The following is a 19,222-nucleotide window of genomic DNA, read 5'->3' on the forward strand; positions in this document are numbered from 1 at the left end:
ACTCTAAATTAATAAATTTAAAAATATAACTATCTTACTTATTAATTTTATTATTAATTTTAAATAAAAATATGTGCGGAATAATGGGTTTTGCCGGAACGATACCGGATGAAAGCGGCGTGTCGGTGGTGCTTAGCGGTTTAAAAAAATTAGAATACAGAGGCTATGATTCTTCGGGTATAGCTTATTTTGATTCAGAAGACGGAAAAATAAAATATATTAAAAAATCCGGTAAATTGATAAATCTTTTTACGGAAATAGCCGAAATACAATGTAAAAATAAGCGGCTAACCGATAATGATGCCGATGTCAGGAGCGGTGCTGATGAAGATAAAAATATTCAATCAAGTGAAGGTAAGTCTCCAACCATCCAGTCCTCCCTTGCGATAGGTCACATCAGATGGGCTACTCACGGAAAACCGACAGACGAAAATGCCCATCCCCATTTAGATTGTTCGGGAGAGATTGCTATTGTTCATAACGGCATAATAGAAAATTATATTCAGTTAAAAGAGAAACTTCTAAAAAATAATCATAAATTTAAAACAGAAACTGATTCGGAGATTATTGCTCATTTGATAGAAGACTATATTATCAAAGGGAATTCGTTTTCAGAATCAGTCAGAAAAACCTCTCTAGAATTAAAGGGTTCATTTGCAATAGCTATATTATACGCTAAAGAGAAAACTATTGCAGCGGTGAAATTCGGTCCTCCCCTTGTTCTTGCAAAAAGAGAAAAAAATTTATTTATTGCGAGTGATGTATCTGCACTGCTCGGATATTCGAATGAAGTTATATATTTAAAAAACGGTGAAATAGCTTATTATCGTTATGAGGATAATGACAATAACAATATAAACAATATAAATAATAGAAACAATATAAACAAGATAAATAATATAAATAAGATAAGCAAGATAAGCAATGCAGACAATACAAGAAAGATTAATAATTCAAATAGGCTATACAATAGCAATGAATTAGAAATAATAAACTTTAGGGGCAAGAAGCAAAAAATAGATATCAATCTTATAAAATGGGATGCATCCAAGACTGTAAAATCCGGCTTTTCTCATTTTATGCAGAAAGAAATTTTTGAACAGCCGACCACTATTCTAGAAGGTTTTAATTCAAGGGTTTTGTTTAAGAAAGATTTGCGCAGTTCAATAGATTTAAGCAATTCAAAAGATTCGCGCAGGTTAAGCGATTCTGACGATTCAAGCTGTATAAACGGTTCAAGCGGGTCATCATTCAATAAATTGTCAAGTTCTGCCTCTGCTGCCTCTGTGCAAGATCGGGATATTCTGATAAATTCAGATTCTATAGCGTCGTCCAAAGCGTCCGATTCACAAAAGCAGGATGTCCTGAAAGATTTATATAATTCTGAAGATGTAAAAATAGCGCTGGAAGGATTAAAACTTACAAAAAAAGATATAATATCCGCGGGCAGAATTATTTTTATTGCCTGTGGCTCTTCTTATTATGCTTCGCTGGTAATAAAAAATGTTATCGAAAATTTGTGCGGATTGCCGGTTATAGTCGATTACGGTTCGGAATTCAGATACGGAAAATTTCCTGTTCTGGAAACAGATATAGTAGTCGGGGTTTCGCAGTCAGGTGAAACTGCGGATACAAACAGCGCTATAGAAATCGTTAAAGAAAAAAAAGCAAAAATTATATCTATCTGCAATGTTCCGGGTTCACAACTGACGGCTCTTTCTAATAAAGGAGTGATATATACCCATGCCGGACCGGAAATAGGCGTTGCATCGACAAAGGCATTTACTTCCCAAGTATTGTGCGGGATACTTTTGGCGCTATACCTAAGACAGGAAATTACGAACGCCCGCGTCTATATAAACGGGAAGGCAAATTCAAATGCAAATGCCGGCAAAAGCTGTAAAAATGACAGCCGCGCCGGAGCAGGAATGCCTTATAGCGTAGGAGGCAATACATCAGGCATTTCCGGTAAATTTTTTAGCGATTTGATTGCGCTGCCGCAGAAGATTGAGGAGATTCTGGCTTTAAATGAAAGCATAAAAAATATTGCGAATAAATATTATAAAAGTACGAATTTTTTATATCTCGGCAGAGGCATTTTATCTCCGATAGCTCTTGAAGGGGCATTAAAATTAAAAGAAATATCATACATTCACGCGGAAGGATATCCTTCCGGAGAAATGAAGCACGGACCGATAGCGCTTATTGACGAGAATATGCCGGTTATGTTTCTTTTGTCAAATAGCCTGCTTGCTCCAAAAACTATTTCCAATATAGAAGAAATTAAAGCAAGAGGCGGACGCGTTATAGCACTCGCAGATTATGACCCGAATATTGAGGGTTTATCAGATTTAATAAAAATTCCTGATACTTCTGAAATTTTAAGTCCTATATTATTTACGGTTCCGCTTCAACTTTTTGCATATCATATAGCCGCCTTTAAAGGTACGGATATAGACCAGCCAAGAAATTTGGCAAAAAGCGTGACGGTAGAATAACGGTAGAATAATGCAATAAAAGTACGGATATATAGATAGACCAGCCAAGAAATTTGGCAAAAAGCGTAATTATATAATAATTATAATCATTGAAATAATCGGCTAATTCGATAGAATAAACGGAATAAAGCAGCCGGCATATAATAAATTTTTGTAAAATTAATAAAATTAACGCGATAAAAAAAGCGGCTAAATAAATAGGGAATAATGAAAAAAAATATGAAACATTCTGATTCTCATTCAAGTTACGCCTACTTAGACGGTTTAAATCCTGAACAGCTTGAAGCTGTTAAATGCACAGAAGGACCTCTTCTCATACTTGCCGGTGCAGGTTCAGGAAAAACGCGGGTAATTACGCTCAGAGCGCTGCATCTTATAGAAACCGGCAAGGCAAAAGCATATAATATTCTCGGTGTTACGTTTACCAATAAAGCTGCTAAAGAAATGAAAGAAAGAATAAAGCAGTTAATTATTCAACATATAAATGCAAAACCACAATCACCATCGCAAACACCGTCACCATCGCAATCGCATATAAAAACCGCTGCCGATAAAATTAATATTGCCGATATTGCAGATATAAATACTATTGAGGATACTTTTTATGTCGATACGGAAGATACTAATGCGGGTATAAACGCAGCTATGGAAGATGCCGGTGTAAATGCAGATGCGGATGCCGGTGCTATAGCCGATTATTACTACGACAGACAGAATAACCGTCAAAATTCAGGCGAACTCCGGCTGCAGCTGCCGGAGTTTTCGACGTTCCATTCTTTCTGCCTTAAGGTTTTAAGAAAGCATGCCTCTGCGTTAGGCTATAATTCGTCTTTCGTTATTATGGACGACGACGATGCTACAAAACTGCTTAATGCTTCAATAAAAGCCCTTAATATAAACGAAAAAATATTTACGCCGGTAAAGGTAAAATATTTTATAGAAAAAAATAAAAATTCATTAATTACATGCGAAGAAGCTTTTTCGAAGGTCAAGCCGTGGGATGAAAATCTTGCGAAAATTTATGAAGAATACCAGAAAAGACTGAAAGCAAATAATGCTATGGATTTTGCGGATATGATTTTTAACACTGCCAAGCTGTTTGCCGGTTTTCCCGATATAACAGATTATTATTCAAATCGTTATAAATATATTATGGTTGATGAATTTCAGGATACTAATCTTGCACAGGATAAACTCATAAGGCTCTTATGTAAAAATCATAACAATATCTGCGTGGTAGGCGACGACGATCAGTCTATTTACAGTTTTAGAGGAGCTAACGTAGAAAATATATTAAGATTTGAAGACCATTTTGAAGGGTGCAGAGTAATAAAATTGGAAAAAAATTACAGGTCTTCAAAAAACATTCTGGCTGCCGCGTCAAGTTTAGTCAGCGAGAATAAAAGGAGAAAACAGAAAACCCTTAAAACCGATAAGGACACAGGCAGCATTATAACGGTTTACAAAGCCGGCAGCGATATAAGCGAAGCAGTCTATATAGCCAGAGAAATAAAAAGATTAGTAAGATTTGACGGCTATGCTAAATCAGATATAGCCATTTTATACAGGGCAAACAGGCAATCAAGAATTATAGAAGATATGCTTTTAAAAGAAAACGTCGCTTATAATATTTACGGCGGATTCAAATTTTATCAGAGAATGGAAATAAAAGATATTTTATCTTATCTCAGGTTTGCCGTTAATCCAAAAGATACAATCAATTTTGAAAGAAGCGTTCAGGCAGTGCCTATAGGTATAGGCGAGAAGACTATTAAAAATATGGAAGAAACCGCACGGCAGAATAATATGGATATATTGGAATCATATAAAGCAGGTCTGTTCCACGTTATTTTAAAGTCTAAAATTAAGAATATAAAAAATTATTTTGATTTAATTGAAAAAGCAAGGATACTGATTTTTTCAAAGAAAAATTCTGATAATAATGTTAACGGCGATGAAGAAAATATATATAATAGCGCCGCCGCCGCTATTAATATCAATAAAGAAATTTATATATACAACGGCAGCGGGGACGGAATATTAAATGCGGCATCGGTTATTAATCTTATCTATAAAGAATCGGGATACGAAGCCATGCTTAAAGGATTATCGGATAAAACAAACGACGACAATAATGCAATGAACCAGAACAGGATAGAAAATATAGAAGAGCTGATAACCGCATCAATGGAATTTGAAGATATTACCGATTTTTTAGACCAGAGCGCCATAAATGACGAAATAAACAACGCGGGAAAATTATCAGACGGAAGCCGCAGCATCGGCTCAGACAGCTCATTTGTTTCTCTGATGACGCTGCACAGCGCTAAAGGATTAGAATTTCCGGTAGTGTTTCTTACGGGAATGGAAGAAAATACCTTTCCGCATTCAAGATCGCTTATGGACCAGTCGGCAATAGAAGAAGAAAGAAGACTGTGCTATGTGGGTATAACAAGGGCAAAAGAGAAATTGTATCTGACGCTGTCAAAAAGAAGAAAACTTGGCAGGGATTTCAGCTATAACATACCTTCAAGATTTTTGTCCGAGATTCCGGAAAGCTGCATGGAAGAAATATTAGACGATTACGATTATTAGAATAAAAGGATATTGTTCGGTTGTCAATTATTGTCAGTTCTTATTAGTTATTCTTATTATTAGTTTTTATTATTTATTATTTATTATTTATTATTTATTATTTATTATTTATTATTAGTTATTTTCTAATTTTTTATTATCATTAAGACGGAGGAAATTGTATAATGAGCGCAAATATTGATATAAAACACATAATGAAGCTTGCAAAGCTCAGCTTTAGCGAGAATGATGCCGCTGCATATGAAACTGAATTAAGTAAAATACTGGATTATATAAACGTTCTTTCAAGCGCCGATACTTCAAAAGTGCAGCGTGCCGATATTCTTGAAGAAATGGATTACGAAAATCTTATTGCCACCGGAGTTGAAACAAAATTTGAACTTGGCGAATATAGGAATGATAATATTTTAGAAAAAGATGCAAGTTTTGACTATGGGATTGTTAAAGAAAATTCGCCTGAATTTGAGTCTGACGTCCCAGGTTCAAAATTCGGCTATTTTGTGGTTCCTCCTGTTATAGAATAATAAATAGATTTTTTATTTAGCCCAACTTCACCATAATTATCAAAAACACATTGATATTACTATATTTATGAGGCAATAAAAATGTCTATGCGGACTACAAAATAAAAAATAAAGTATAATACTATCAATGGGTTATAATTTTAAAATAATAAAAGCGATGAAGTTGGACTAAGAACAGATGCCGAATTTTAGTTAAAAATTTATCTCAGTTTATTTAATTTTAATAATTATTGCTGTTAATTAGAAGCTGATGCCGAATTTTCGTTAAAAGTTCGTATTAGGCTGATATTTCTTTCTAAAATCAACTATATCTTCTATGATTTTAGCGGTTTCCAGCATCTTGTCTTCAGAGCACCATGGAGCAATAATTTGCAATCCTATAGGCAATTCTGCGCCGTTCGGATTATTTTTGCCTGTAATACCCGACGGTATGGACATAGCTGGCAAATAAGCAAGATTTACCGATATGGTGTATATATCGGAAAGATACATACTTAGAGGGTCATTAGCCTTTTCTCCGATTAAAAAAGCGGCGGTAGGTGAAGTAGGACCGATTATCAAGTCAACCTTGCCAAAAGCATCTTTGTAATTCTTAATAATAAGCTTTCTTATTAAGGCTGCTTTTTTGTAATATGCGTCGTAATATCCAGCGGAAAGCGCAAAAGTTCCAAGCATAATTCTTCTTTTAACTTCATTGCCGAATCCTGCCGTTCTAGAATTTATGTAAATTTCTTCAAGGTTTGTATGATTGCGTTTGTCGAGGCTGCCATTGTTAAGACCGACAGGGCTGTCGATATCGTTGTCGGGACCATTTTTGACAGAACGCAAGCCGTACCTTATTCCGTCATATCTCTCAAGGTTTGAGCTTGCTTCGCTTGTCGCTATAACATAGTATGCCGCTATAGAGTATGCCGTATCCGGCAGTGAAATTTCTACTATTTCCGCTCCGAGTTCTTTTAAATTATTTTTTATTTCCTGAATATTAGACAATATTTCGCTGTCTAAGCCTTCCGATAAAAATTCCTTTGGAATGCCGATTTTTAAACCTTTTACTTTTGATTTATCGGCTTTTTTTACAATATCTGAATATTTTTTGATTTTAAATTTTCTTGATGTCTGGTCAAACCCGTCAAAGCCGGCTACGGCGTCAAGTAAAATTGCAGAATCTAGGACGTCTTTAGCAATGGGACCAGCCTGATCTAAAGAAGAACTGAATGCTATAATACCGTATCTCGAAACCATTCCGTAAGTGGGTTTTAAACCGACTACACCGCAGAGACTAGCCGGCTGTCTGATTGATCCCCCCGTGTCCGTTCCAAACGAACCGGCGCATAAATCGGCGCTGACGCTTGCTGCGGAACCTCCGCTTGAACCGCCGGGGACTCTTTTAATATCCCATGGATTTTTAGTAGTTTTAAAAGCAGAATTTTCAGTGGAAGAACCCATAGCAAATTCATCCATATTAGCCTTACCGAGAAAAACAAAATTATTTTCTTTTAATTTTTTTACAACTGTCGAATCATAAGGGCTTATAAAATTTTCCAATATTTTTGAGGCGCATGTCGTTTTTTTGCCTTTCATTAAAAATATATCTTTAATTGATAGAGGAATGCCTGTTAAATAAGGAAAATCCGTATTAAGGGCATTTTCAATTTTTTTAATGTATTCGTCAGTCTGTTCGGCTTGTTCAAGTGCGCCGGCAAAATCGACATAAAGGTAAGAATTAAGCAAGGCGTCTTTTTGTTTTATTTTTTCAAGATAATTATTAGTAATTTCGACGCTTGTTGTCTCTTTGTTTTTTAAAAGTTCATGCAGTTCGTGAATTGTAAGATTATTTAAAGATATCATATAGCTATTCCTTATTTTTTATGTATGTCGAATGTTTGATGTCTGTCCCTAATTATACACAATTATAAAACAGTTATATTATCATACAACTCCTTAATCCTGCAATAGAAAATATTTATGCATTTCTTTGCTCGGTTAAGCGAAATATAAAAGTAAAAGGTGTCTGACACCTTTTCCGAGTAGATAACTTTCTATTGCAGGATTAAGACAACTGTTTGACATTGCAGTCAATTTGAATTATCATAATCTAATTATAAAACAAAACAAGAGGAAACAAAATAAATGGAATACATAGACAATTCTTTTGAAGCGGTAATCGGTCTTGAAGTTCACACTCAGCTTTTAACCAAGACGAAGATGTTCTGTTCCTGCCCAAACGTGTTCGGAAGAGAACCTAATTCTTTAGTATGTCCGGTATGTCTGGCGCTTCCGGGAAGTCTGCCGGTTATAAATTTTAATGCGGTTAAGCTGGCAGTCAAGGCGGCTCTTGCTATTAATTTACATATAAATCAAAGAAGTCTGTTTGCGAGAAAAAATTATTTTTATCCCGACCTTCCTAAAGGTTATCAGATTTCTCAATTTCAAGACCCTATTTCATCAAACGGATATTTAATGATTGATATCGGCGGAGGCATGGAAAAGAAAATTAGAATAAACCGCCTTCATATTGAAGAAGATGCCGGAAAACTAATACACACCGGTTTTAATTCTTTTGTAGATTTAAACAGAGCAGGAACACCGCTTGCCGAAATAGTTTCCGAGCCTGATTTAAGCTCTCCGGCAGAAGCGGTTGCCTATTTAAAAGACCTCAGGGATATCATAGTCTATCTTGACATATCAGACGGAAATATGGAAGAAGGGAGTTTTAGATGCGACGCTAACGTATCGGTCAGAAAAAAAGGCGATACAAAGCTGGGTACCAGAACGGAAGTTAAAAACGTTAATTCATTTAAATTTGTCGAAAAAGCGCTAGAATACGAAATCAACAGGCAGATAGAACTCATTCGCGGCGGCGGTAAAGTTATTCAGGAAACACTGCTATTTAATTCAAAAACAGGAAAAACCGAATCAATGAGAGGAAAAGAAGAAGCTCACGACTATAGATATTTTGAAGAGCCTGATTTGCCGCCGCTTATTCTGACGGACGGATTTATTCAGGAGATTAAAGATTCTATCGGCGAACTTCCTAAAGCGAAGCGGCAAAGATATATCAATGACTACGCCCTGTCGGAATATGACGCGGAAGTCTTGACGCAATATAAGGACGTTGCAAATGATTTTGATGAATTGGTTGAGATAAATAACGGTAAAATTGACATAAAAAAAATTGCAAACTGGATTATAAATGAATGGATGCTAGAGTTAAAAAAAAGATGGTCGACGGACAATAATGAACGTGTTCAAGAAAGAGCAGCGCAGCATGATGAAAATTCTATTCCTATTGAAAAGATTATAAATGAAGATTTGATTAATTTTAAAATGGAAGAAATAATAAAAGACAGAAAATATTTTTTTGATATGATAATGCAGGTCGAAGACGGGAAAATTAATAGAAACGGCGGGAGATTAGTTTTGTACAAACTTGTAGAAAACGGAAAAAACGGAAAAGTTCAGACCGTTGAGGAAATAGTTGCCGGTTTAGGGTTAGCCCAGATTTCAGACGACAAAGGAATAGAAGATATAATTAAGCAGGTATTAGAAGAAAACCCAAAAGAACTTTCCGATTATCTCGGCGGCAAAGAGAAACTTTTTGGATTTTTTGTAGGAGCTGTAATGAAAAAAGCAAAAGGAAAGGCAAACCCGCAAAAAGTGAATGAGATACTAAAGAAACAGCTTGAAAAGTTATAGAACTGTTAGGATTAATAGAATTAATGTATTTTACTGAGTTTATTAGAAATGATTAATCAAAAATTTGAAAAACAGGCGGAAGAACTAACGCGCATCTATTAAATAAACGAAACAGGAAGAAGCGGCGGTCATTTGCCCAACAAACATAAAATTATGCATTACAATACGTTATATATTGAGTTGAGAATATATAGTATCAAATAATATATTTATAACATGTTTATTATTATTTTGTGAAAATGGAGGAGGGTATTGCGATGTCTTTCTATACTTTAAAACTCACGGACGATGATATTGTGGAAATGATAGACCAGAGGAAACTTCCCGACAAGGTTATCTATCTAAAGCTAAAAACATATAGAGATGTAATCGGCGCAATTAAAAAAATGGTCGTCAGAGGCGCTCCTGCAATAGGTGTTTCAGCAGCATTCGGGCTATATATCGGCGCTAAAGATATTGCCGCAAAAATGGGGATTTTAAGCAGCGGCAAAAATATCGACAGACGCGGCGCTAATGCTGAGCTCGACGTTGAATGCAGCACCGGCAATAAAAAAAAAGGCTGCAGGACATCAAATAACATTCAAACTGTAATCAATTACAGCAATAATAACAGTAATAATGAGGATGCCCGTGATTACGAAGAGTTTAAAATAAAATTTTTAAAGATATGCGATGAGATGTTTAAGGCAAGACCCACCGCCGTTAATTTAGAATGGGCAATAAAAAAAATGAAAAAAATTGTTATCGGAAGTGATAGCAGCAGCATAAGTAATATATTAAAAACATTAAGAGAAGAATCTGTAAATATTTATAATGAAGATATTGAAATAAACAAAAAAATGGGCAAATTCGGCGCATCGTTAATTAATGACGGTTCTACAATTTTAACCCACTGCAATGCAGGTGCGTTAGCCACCGCCGGTTATGGCACCGCGCTTGGCGTTATAAGAGCTGCTATCGAAGACAAAAAGAAAATTAAAGTCATCGCCGATGAAACGAGACCGTTTCTGCAGGGCGCAAGATTAACGGCATGGGAACTTATGAGCGACAATATACCCGTTACTCTTATTGCGGACAACTCTGCGGGACTGCTGATGCGTAAAGGAATGATTGACGGAGTGATAGTAGGCGCTGACAGGATAGCATCAAACGGAGATGTTGCTAATAAAATAGGCACATATCAGGTTGCCGTTCTTGCAAAAGAAAATAATATACCGTTTTATGTTGCCGCTCCGCTTTCTACAATTGATTTAAATATTAAATCCGGAGAAGAAATTCCGATTGAGGAAAGAGACGGAAAAGAAGTATCTGCCGTATTCGGAAAACAAATAGCTCCTGAAAACGTCGATGTATTGAATTACGCATTCGATATTACTCCTAACAAGTATATTAGTGCAATTATCACGGAAGAAGGTATAGCTAAGTCTCCGTATAATAAATCAATTGCGGAATTATTCAAGAAGTTAAAAAATTAGAAAAATTAGAAAAATATAGAAATTGGTGACAGACACCAATTTAAGATACCAATTTTATAATTCGCTATTTACAAAAAATTATAAAACTGTTATATTTATATTCATAAATTGAATTGCCGATAAGCAATAAATGCTGATGAATAGATAATTATAATTTATAATACATTTATAATACATTAAGAAACATAAATCATGATAAGAATATTAGCCAAACTTTACGATAATTATCGGCAATATATTAATATTACTACATTTATGTGGCAATAAAAATGCCTATGCGGATTACAAAATAAAAAATAAGATATAATAATATCAATTGGTTATAATTTTAGAATAATAAAAGCGGTTAAGTTGGTTTAATAAAAATATTTCTGTAATAAAATAACATCTTCTGTTGATTTAATTTACCCGATATTTTATGATAGCTTAGAAATGTAGAAATGTAGAAATGTAGAAATGTAAAAATATTTCTATAATAAAATAAAATTTATTTAAGGAAAATAGGAAAATAATCATGGCAAAAACGGCAGCTAAGGCTAAAAAAAACAGCGATGTTGAAACTGTTAAGACGGAAGGAATCTCTCCATTTAACGGTTCTAAAGTTTGGATGGACGGAAAATTTGTTGATTACAGCGACGCAAATATTTCAGTAAATTCTCATAGTTTGCATTACGGGCTTGGCGCATTTGAGGGTATTCGCTGCTACGAAACATCGCATGGCGGTTCTGCCGTATTCAGATTAAAAGAACATATAGATAGACTATTTAATTCAAGCCATATTCTTCAAATTACAGTCCCTTTTTCTAAAGAAGAGATTTTTAATGCTGTTGTTGAGTTGGTAAAAGTCAATAAGTTTAAAGAATGCTACATTAGACCCATAGTCTATATCGGAGACGGCGGCGGATTAGGGATTTTTATTAAAGAATACGACGTAAAGGTCTCAATTTCTGCGTGGGTCTGGGGAGCTTATCTCGGAGAAGAAGCATTGAGAGGCGGCATAAGGGCAAAAGTTTCTTCTTATGCAAGATTTCATGTAAATACTTTCATGGGAATGTCAAAATCTACCGGTCAGTATATAAACTCGATACTTGCCAAAAAAGAAGTGGTAGCTGCAGGATATGATGAAGCAATAATGCTTGATACTTCAGGTTTTGTGTGTGAAGCCAGCGGAGAAAATATTTTTATTTATTCAGGCGGATATATTAAAACCCCGCCGTTGTCGTCGGTTCTGCCCGGAATTACAAGAGACGGCGCAATAGAAGTTATTCAGAATGAGATGAAAATACCGGTAAAGGAAGAAAGAATAACCAGGGATGAGTTGTATATTGCAGACGAGGTTTTTTTAACGGGAACTGCTGCAGAAATTACCCCTGTAAGGGAAATTGACGACAGAAAGATAGGTAAAGGAAAGGCAGGCAATGTTGCATTAGAACTGCAGGACATGTTTTTTAAAATAGTCAAAGGAGAAAATAAGAAGTATAGTAAATGGCTGACTAAGGTTTAATATTTATACATATATATACATATATAAATATTTGCAGACTAATGACAAATGAAGTATAGGATAACAGTTTGAATTTGCGGCTATTTAGTTATTGCTGGCTATTGACAGCTGAGATGATTTAAGAAAATTTAACGTGAAGCACCTCTGTCTTACGAAAGAGGACTTAAGTTAAGAAGAAATGTTAAAAAATAACACTGAGATAATCAGGTTTATTATTATTGATTCAGGTAATAATTTTTTTTAAGACGATCAGATTCGTCAATCAGATTCATTGTTGATTGAGATAATAATTTTTTTTAAGATATATTTTAAACAAATCAAGAATCATAGGTATCGAATCAATCATAATATTTACATGACCCCCTGTCCTATGACACCATTCTACTCCTATTTCTTTAACTTTTATTTTATTTAATTCCGCAATATAAAGTACTTCAACGTCAAAAGAAAAGCCTTTAACGGTTACTTTTGAAAATATTTTTTGCGCCGCTTCTTTTCTGAACGCTTTAAATCCGCATTGCGAATCGTAATAATTCAGACCTAGCAATTGCGATTTTAACAGGCTGAATGTTTTTCCGACCATATTTCTAAACGGAGGCTGAATTATCGTAGAATTTTCCGGCAAATACCTTGAGCCTATTATAACATCAACATCAGGTTCATTTTTAAATATATTTATAAACCTTGATATTTCCTGTTCATCGGTTGATAAATCCGCATCCATAAAAAAAATATATTCATAGTTTGCCGCGAGCACTCCTGATTTAACAGCTGCGCCTTTACCGCTTTTTGTAATTGTGATAATTCTTAAATCTGCATTTGAAATATCTTTCAACGCATTGATAGTATTGTCGGTACTTCCGTCGTCAACGGCAATAATTTCATAGTTGAATTTTTTTAGCTTTAAAAAAGTTCGTAATTTTGATATTGTATATTTTATCCGTTTTTCTTCATTAAAAGCCGGTATTACTATCGACAATGAAGGTTTGTCCGCTTTATTCGCAATGTTTGCAGCTGCCGTTGCCGTTGTTTTAGCTGCAGCTGCTGCTGCGCCGGTCATACCGGTCTCAGCGTATTTATTTGTATTTGCGGATGCGGCTGTGATTATATTTTCGTAGGTATTTGTTTTTTTCGTCATAATATTTATTTTTTTATATATCGGATGATATTGTTTTATGTGCCGGTACTGTTTGTTTGTAGCACTTTTTAGTTTTTGCAAGCAGTAAGTTTAATTTGCTGTTTTATTTTTTTATAACTTCTTACTTAATTATACACTAACGCAATTTTTATTTAAACGCTAATTTTCGGTATAATGAATTATTTTAAAAGAAAGTTTATTATTTTGCTTTATCATAAAATAGGTGATTATCCAGAAAAAGCCAAATTCCCGGGGCTATATGTAAGCGAAAAAAATTTTGACAAACAGATTAAATATTTAAAAAATAAAGGATATGTTTTTTTGACGCTCAGTGAAATGAAACAGCTTTACGACAATGAATATTATTCTGATTTGAATAATTTAAACTCAGATTCAGGCAATTATAATTTTGCCGCAGATGCATCAAAAAATGAAAAAAATAAATTTGTATCAATTACTTTCGACGACGGCTCAAGGTCTATTTATACAAAAGGACTAAAAATTATAAAAAACAATAATGTAAATGCAACCGTTTTTATGGTTTCAGATTTAATAGGAGATGTAAATGTCTGGGATATTAAAAACGGAGAAATTAAAGATGAAATGCTCAAACCGGACGAACTTCGGGAGATGATAAAAGCCGGTATAGAAATTGGAGCGCACACAAGAACGCATCCGCATTTAACTATGATTCCGGAAGAAAATGCTTACGAAGAAATTTTGGATTCAAAAAAAATTCTTGAAGAAAAATTAAATATTAATATTAATTTTTTTGCCTATCCTTACGGCGATTACAACGAAAGTGTAAAAAAATTAGTCGCAAAAGCCGGATTTGAAGGCGCGGTTATAACTAAAACAGGTATAGTAAAAAATAATGCCGATTTTTTTGCGTTAAGAAGGGTGGCTATAAGGCACAACACGGATTTTTTTAAATTTAAAAAGAAAATATTTAAAGTAAAATATTTTTATTAATTTATTAATTTATTTTTTTTATTATTAATTTATTAATTTATTCATAATATATGACGGAAAAACAAAATATTAAAAATATACTGATTATTAAGCTAAGTTCAATCGGAGATTGTCTGCTTGCAACCCCTGCTATTGAGTCAATAAGAAGGGCTTATCCTGAAAGTTTTATAACATGGCTGATAGAGGATAAGTCAAAGGACATAGCTTTATTAAATCCGAATATAAATAAAGTAATTGTTATTGATAAGAAAAATTATAGATTAAAGGATTATTTAAAATTAGTAGCGACGCTTAAATCTGATAAATACGATATGTCTGTGGATTTGCAGGGTGTTGACAGGACATCTTTGTTTGCCTTTCTAAGCGGCGCAAAAGAAAGATATGTTGAAGAATATGCAAATCTCGGTTTCTTATCCAATAAAAAAATTAACAGAAAAGGAAGGAAACCGGAGCATGCGGCAAAATTTTATCTATATCTTGCGGCGTCATCGGGAGGAGCCGTTCTTGACAGTATAAAGCCGATATTTAAAACAAATAAAGCAGATGAAGAGTTTGCAAATAAATTTATATCAGAAAAATTCGGATCCGATAACAATGCCTTTAGAAATACCGTCTTTGTCGGAATTAATCCCGGCGGAGCGTGGGCTACAAAAAAATGGCCTGCCGAGTATTTCGCTAAACTTTCTGAATTAATTTTAAGAAAATATGATGCCAGAATTGTAGTATTCGGCGGCAAAGAAGATGAAATTTCAGCAAAAAATATAATAAGTATTTTATGCAGCAATTTTGCAGGCACAAGTACAGCTGCAAGCGCGGCAGATGCGGTATATAAACTAATTGCGGATGCAACAGGCCAAACTACCTTGATGCAGGCAAAAGAGCTAATCGCAAAAATGGATTATTTTATAACAGGGGATTCAGGGCTTATGCATATAGCGGCAAGCGTAGAAAACGGTCCTGAAATAATTTCGCTGTTCGGACCGACAAGCGCTGAATTGACCGGACCTATCGGAAAAGACAATATTAAAATTTTAAAAAGCGGTCTTATTTGCTCACCCTGTTTTAGTAAATCATGTATTCTGGCAGACAAAAAAGAAGATAGAAAGGAAATTAATTCTGTTCGGACTGCTGCTAAACCAGCTGCAGATATTAATAATATTAATGCTGATGTAAATGCCGGCGTAAGTTCCTATGCTAACGGAAAGAGGGGCATAAATGTCAATGGCAAGAATAATAGCGATAATAATGGCAGCATTAACGCTAACGCTAATGCTAATGCTAATGTTAATTATGCTGACAATATAAATAAGACAAATAAAGTTCTTGATTCCGATATCAATAAGATAAATTTAAATATAGAATTAAATGTAAATTCAGAAACATACGCACTATGTATGAAAAAAATCTGCGTAAGCGATGTTTTTAAATTAATTTCAGATAATCAAGACAAACAAAAAGGAAACGTAAGATAAACAAAATATTTATTAATTTATTATATTAATATTAATAAATTTAATTAATGATAAAAATTATAAAAAATATAGAAGAACTGGAAGATTTAAAAGATGAATGGGATGCGCTTTTGCAGGAAAGCAGGAACAACAGTGTATTTCTAACATATGATTGGATATATTTATGGGTTAAATATTTTTTAGACGGCAAAAAAAGAAATAGCCTTTTTATTGTATGTATTTATGACAAAAACAATAAAATTGAAGCCATAGCGCCATTTTTTATCAAAAATTTTTTCTTGTTTTTTAAAGCAGTAATGTTTATAAGCCATGATTTTTCTGATTATTTAGATATTATTATCCATAAACAGTCAAATCCTGAAGATATTGTCATAGAAATATTAACCGCAATTAGAGAAAATCATATCGCAAATATAATATTTTTAAAACAGGTGTCGGAATTATTGCTTATGAATATGAATATGAATATGAATATGAATATAAATACAAATATAAATAACGATAACATAAATATGGATAATACAAATAACGATAATAAACATAAATATCAATATAACTATAGAGATAAGCAGGCAATCTATTCTTTAACATATAAAGAAAGCGGTGATTGTTATTATATAAAATTACCGGACGGGATAGACGCATATATGAAGCAGTTTAATTCTAAACAGAGATATAATATACTAAGCAGGGTTGAAAAAGCTAAAAAAAAATCAGTTGAATATATCAGTCCTGAAAATATAGATAGTAATTCATTAGATTTGTTTTTAGATAATTTTTTTGAATTACATCAAAAACGTTGGAACGAGAAAGGACACGGCGGAGTTTTCAGCAGCAGTAAAATAAAATCATTTTTTAAAGAAATATTCGGCAGTCTTTTTAAAAGTAATATTTTAGCTTTATCATTTTTAAAGTATAATAATGAATTTATATCCGCCGCCGCTTGTTTTGATTATGCAGGAAACAGACAAGTCTACCTGCCGGGTTTTGACACAAAATATTCCGATTTGCATCCCGGTATAGTTTTAACCTACTATAACATTAATGAAGCAATAGATAAAAAATATTCGGAATTTGACTTTTTAAAAGGCGGAGAGGAATATAAAAAAAGATTTTTAGGAATAAAGAGAAAAAATTATAAACTCTATTTATATAAAAGCAAATTTATTTTTTATATATTCAAACTAAACTTGTTTTTTAATAACGAAGTAAAAAATAAGACTAAGGAATATTTTTTAAATTTTTTCAGAAAAAAATAATTTATTTAATGTTAAGATGTAATATATAGCAATATAATATGCAGACAAAAAATTTCCTTATTATAGGATTAAATTATATTGGCGACGTGCTTATGCTGACTCCGGCTATAAGAGCCTTAAAATTAAAGTTTCCGGATGCCAATATTTATGTGCTGGTTTCTGAAACGGCTGCGCCGTTATTATATAGGAATCCTGATGTTTATAAAGTTATTGAAAGAAAAAAACATAAAGGCATAGCAAATATTTTTTATCTTTATAACCTATATAAAGAATTGAAAAAATATAATTTTTACGCGTGCATAAATTTTTTAACATCTTTCGAATTTGCGCTGCTGTCTTTTTTTATTTCAAAAAAAAGAATCGGGATAAGCAATTTTAAAACATTTTTATTTTATAACTATAAAATAAAGAATGATAAAAAAATTCACAATATAGACAGAGCGTTGAAATTCATTAATGTTTTTTCAATTACGGAGAAATATAATTCAAGACAGCTTATATATATTCCTGCTGAAGAGGACATAAAGACGGCAATAAATCTGTTGAAAGATTCAAATATTGATACCGCCGATGCCGGCGGCGATAGAATTGTTATGTTTTCACCGGGTTCAACAAGAAGTTCAAAAGAAGCCAATCCTGAACTTTTTTCTTTATTTGCCGAATATCTTAATAAATTAGGCTATTATGTGATAATTACAGGTTCAAAAAAAGATATTCCGCTTGCGGATAAAATTTATCGTCTGGTAAGCGATAAGAAATTAACCGTCAATTTAACCGGTATTACTAATATTTATGTGCTTGGAGGATTAATTAAAATCTCTAAGCTGGTAGTTGCGGTGGATAATGGAGTAATGCATCTTGCATCGGCTATCAATACGCCTTTAATAGCGCTTTTCGGTTCAACAGACCCTGCAATATGCGGTCCTGAGAATGACGGGAGCTATGTTATAGATAAAAAAACAGATTGTTATCACTGTTTTTTAAATACATGCAATAAAGAAAGTTTTTTAAAAAACGATTATCCTGATTGTATGGGCGATATTGAATTGTACGACCTGACGGATGCTATGAAAGAGCTGAAAATATGAAATTATCAGGTTTTACGTTTATCAGAAACGGTATATTAATGGGCTATCCGTTTATAGAATCTATACGGTCGGCGCTCCCAATCTGCGATGAGTTTATAGTTGTTGTCTGCGACAGCAATGACGGAACGAGGGAAAAATTAATTGAACTGCAGGCAGAAGAACCTAAAATAAAACTGTTCGACTCCGACTGGAAACAAACCGAAAAAAAAGGTTCTATAATGTCAGAAAAAACAAATGCTGCAATAAGTCATATAACTGGAGATTACGGTTTATATATTCAGGGCGATGAAGGAATTCATGAAAAAGACTATTCTGCTATAGTAAAAGCGCTGGATGATAATTTAAACAATAGAGAGATTAAAGGTTTTGAATTTAATTATATTCATTTTTTCGGAGGCTATTTCTCTTATGCTAAAAAATCGGAGAAAAAGTTTTTTTACGATAAAGAAGTGCGAATCATCAGGAATGATAAAACGGTTGTATCATGGGGCGATGCAATGGGTTTTAAAGATATAAACGGAAATAAAATTCATGTAGAAAACGGGAATGCGATTTTATTGGATTCGGCTACGATGTATCATTACGGCAGGGCTAAAAATCCGGCAAGCATGTATAAAAAAGAAAAAGCTATGGAAGAATTGTACAACGGAAAAATATTGAATTTTTTCAAGAACTGGGTTTCAAATTTCGACCCGAGGGTAGATAAATATATCTATTCAGATTTTAGCTGGTTAGAAAGAATAGACAAGCGGAATCTTGATTTTCATCCGGAGCCTTTTAGAAAACTTGCGGCTGCTCAAAATTGGAACATAGACGATTTTAAAAATTTTATGCCGCAGAAAAAAGGAATCAGGCAATTCTTTAAAATGTTTATATACCGCATAGTAAAAGATTCAATAAATGAATCGAAAAATGCTGCAAATAAAATAAGAAAATTTTTTAATTTTAACTAATTAATTAATTAACTTTAAAAATAATGAATAAATAGCATAATTGACTTT

The 19,222-nt window shown here is 33.5% G+C and carries 14 protein-coding genes and 2 pseudogenes; 13 read left to right on the forward strand and 3 right to left on the reverse strand.

Translation table 11 applies throughout. The features are described 5' to 3' along the window. Positions 1-71 precede the first annotated feature (71 nt). Positions 72-776 (forward strand): annotated as a pseudogene (locus EVJ46_05230) (hypothetical protein). 53 nt (positions 777-829) lie between these two features. Here EVJ46_05230 and EVJ46_05235 read toward each other — a convergent pair. After that, entirely contained in the window at positions 830-1,033 is a 204-nt protein-coding gene (locus EVJ46_05235) for a hypothetical protein (GenBank protein ID RZD16645.1), read from the reverse strand. Between the two features lie 46 nt (positions 1,034-1,079). Here EVJ46_05235 and EVJ46_05240 point away from each other — a divergent pair. From EVJ46_05240 to EVJ46_05255, 4 genes and pseudogenes are all read left to right on the forward strand, one after another. Continuing rightward, a pseudogene (locus tag EVJ46_05240) lies at positions 1,080-1,814 on the forward strand (SIS domain-containing protein). A 114-nt stretch (positions 1,815-1,928) separates the two neighbouring features. Further along, complete coding sequence (locus tag EVJ46_05245) at positions 1,929-2,498, forward strand: SIS domain-containing protein (protein ID RZD16646.1); 570 nt, start codon at positions 1,929-1,931, stop codon at positions 2,496-2,498. 207 nt (positions 2,499-2,705) lie between these two features. After that, complete coding sequence (locus EVJ46_05250) at positions 2,706-5,093, forward strand: ATP-dependent DNA helicase PcrA (protein ID RZD16428.1); 2,388 nt, start codon at positions 2,706-2,708, stop codon at positions 5,091-5,093. Between the two features lie 164 nt (positions 5,094-5,257). Beyond that, complete coding sequence (locus tag EVJ46_05255) at positions 5,258-5,617, forward strand: hypothetical protein (GenBank protein ID RZD16429.1); 360 nt, start codon at positions 5,258-5,260, stop codon at positions 5,615-5,617. A 264-nt stretch (positions 5,618-5,881) separates the two neighbouring features. On the opposite strand, the gene gatA is transcribed toward EVJ46_05255, so the two are convergent. After that, the gene (gatA, locus tag EVJ46_05260) at positions 5,882-7,465 is read right to left on the reverse strand and encodes an Asp-tRNA(Asn)/Glu-tRNA(Gln) amidotransferase subunit GatA (GenBank protein RZD16430.1); all 1,584 of its coding nucleotides are present in this window, start codon (positions 7,463-7,465) and stop codon (positions 5,882-5,884) included. Positions 7,466-7,747: 282 nt separating this feature from the next. Between gatA and gatB the strand changes: the two genes are divergently transcribed. The 3 genes from gatB to EVJ46_05275 all read left to right on the forward strand — a co-directional run bounded on the left by gatB (position 7,748) and on the right by EVJ46_05275 (position 12,292). Continuing rightward, positions 7,748-9,313, forward strand: coding sequence for an Asp-tRNA(Asn)/Glu-tRNA(Gln) amidotransferase subunit GatB (gene gatB / locus EVJ46_05265; GenBank protein ID RZD16431.1), 1,566 nt, complete (start codon positions 7,748-7,750; stop codon positions 9,311-9,313). Positions 9,314-9,615: 302 nt separating this feature from the next. Beyond that, entirely contained in the window at positions 9,616-10,788 is a 1,173-nt protein-coding gene (mtnA, locus tag EVJ46_05270) for an S-methyl-5-thioribose-1-phosphate isomerase (protein RZD16647.1), read from the forward strand. 514 nt (positions 10,789-11,302) lie between these two features. After that, positions 11,303-12,292, forward strand: a complete 990-nt coding sequence (locus EVJ46_05275) for a branched-chain amino acid transaminase (GenBank protein ID RZD16432.1) — start codon at positions 11,303-11,305, stop codon at positions 12,290-12,292. A 268-nt stretch (positions 12,293-12,560) separates the two neighbouring features. Here EVJ46_05275 and EVJ46_05280 read toward each other — a convergent pair whose 3' ends face one another. After that, complete coding sequence (locus tag EVJ46_05280) at positions 12,561-13,430, reverse strand: glycosyltransferase family 2 protein (GenBank protein RZD16433.1); 870 nt, start codon at positions 13,428-13,430, stop codon at positions 12,561-12,563. A gap of 174 nt (positions 13,431-13,604) precedes the next feature. On the opposite strand from EVJ46_05280, the gene EVJ46_05285 reads away from it, so the two are divergent. The 5 genes from EVJ46_05285 to EVJ46_05305 are packed head-to-tail and all read left to right on the forward strand — an operon-like array spanning position 13,605 to position 19,174. Further along, complete coding sequence (locus tag EVJ46_05285) at positions 13,605-14,402, forward strand: polysaccharide deacetylase family protein (protein RZD16434.1); 798 nt, start codon at positions 13,605-13,607, stop codon at positions 14,400-14,402. A 50-nt stretch (positions 14,403-14,452) separates the two neighbouring features. Then, a complete protein-coding gene (locus tag EVJ46_05290; protein RZD16435.1) occupies positions 14,453-15,874 on the forward strand; it encodes a glycosyltransferase family 9 protein in 1,422 nt (473 codons plus the stop codon). Positions 15,875-15,921: 47 nt separating this feature from the next. Further along, the gene (locus tag EVJ46_05295) at positions 15,922-17,133 is read left to right on the forward strand and encodes a GNAT family N-acetyltransferase (protein RZD16436.1); all 1,212 of its coding nucleotides are present in this window, start codon (positions 15,922-15,924) and stop codon (positions 17,131-17,133) included. A gap of 38 nt (positions 17,134-17,171) precedes the next feature. Further along, positions 17,172-18,221, forward strand: coding sequence for a lipopolysaccharide heptosyltransferase II (gene waaF / locus EVJ46_05300; protein ID RZD16437.1), 1,050 nt, complete (start codon positions 17,172-17,174; stop codon positions 18,219-18,221). Beyond that, positions 18,218-19,174, forward strand: a complete 957-nt coding sequence (locus tag EVJ46_05305; GenBank protein ID RZD16438.1) for a glycosyltransferase — start codon at positions 18,218-18,220, stop codon at positions 19,172-19,174. Before waaF ends, EVJ46_05305 begins: the two co-directional genes overlap by 4 nt. The last annotated feature ends 48 nt before the right edge of the window (positions 19,175-19,222 follow it).

Source organism: Candidatus Acididesulfobacter guangdongensis (genome assembly GCA_004195045.1).
GTDB lineage: Bacteria > SZUA-79 > SZUA-79 > Acidulodesulfobacterales > Acidulodesulfobacteraceae > Acididesulfobacter > Acididesulfobacter guangdongensis.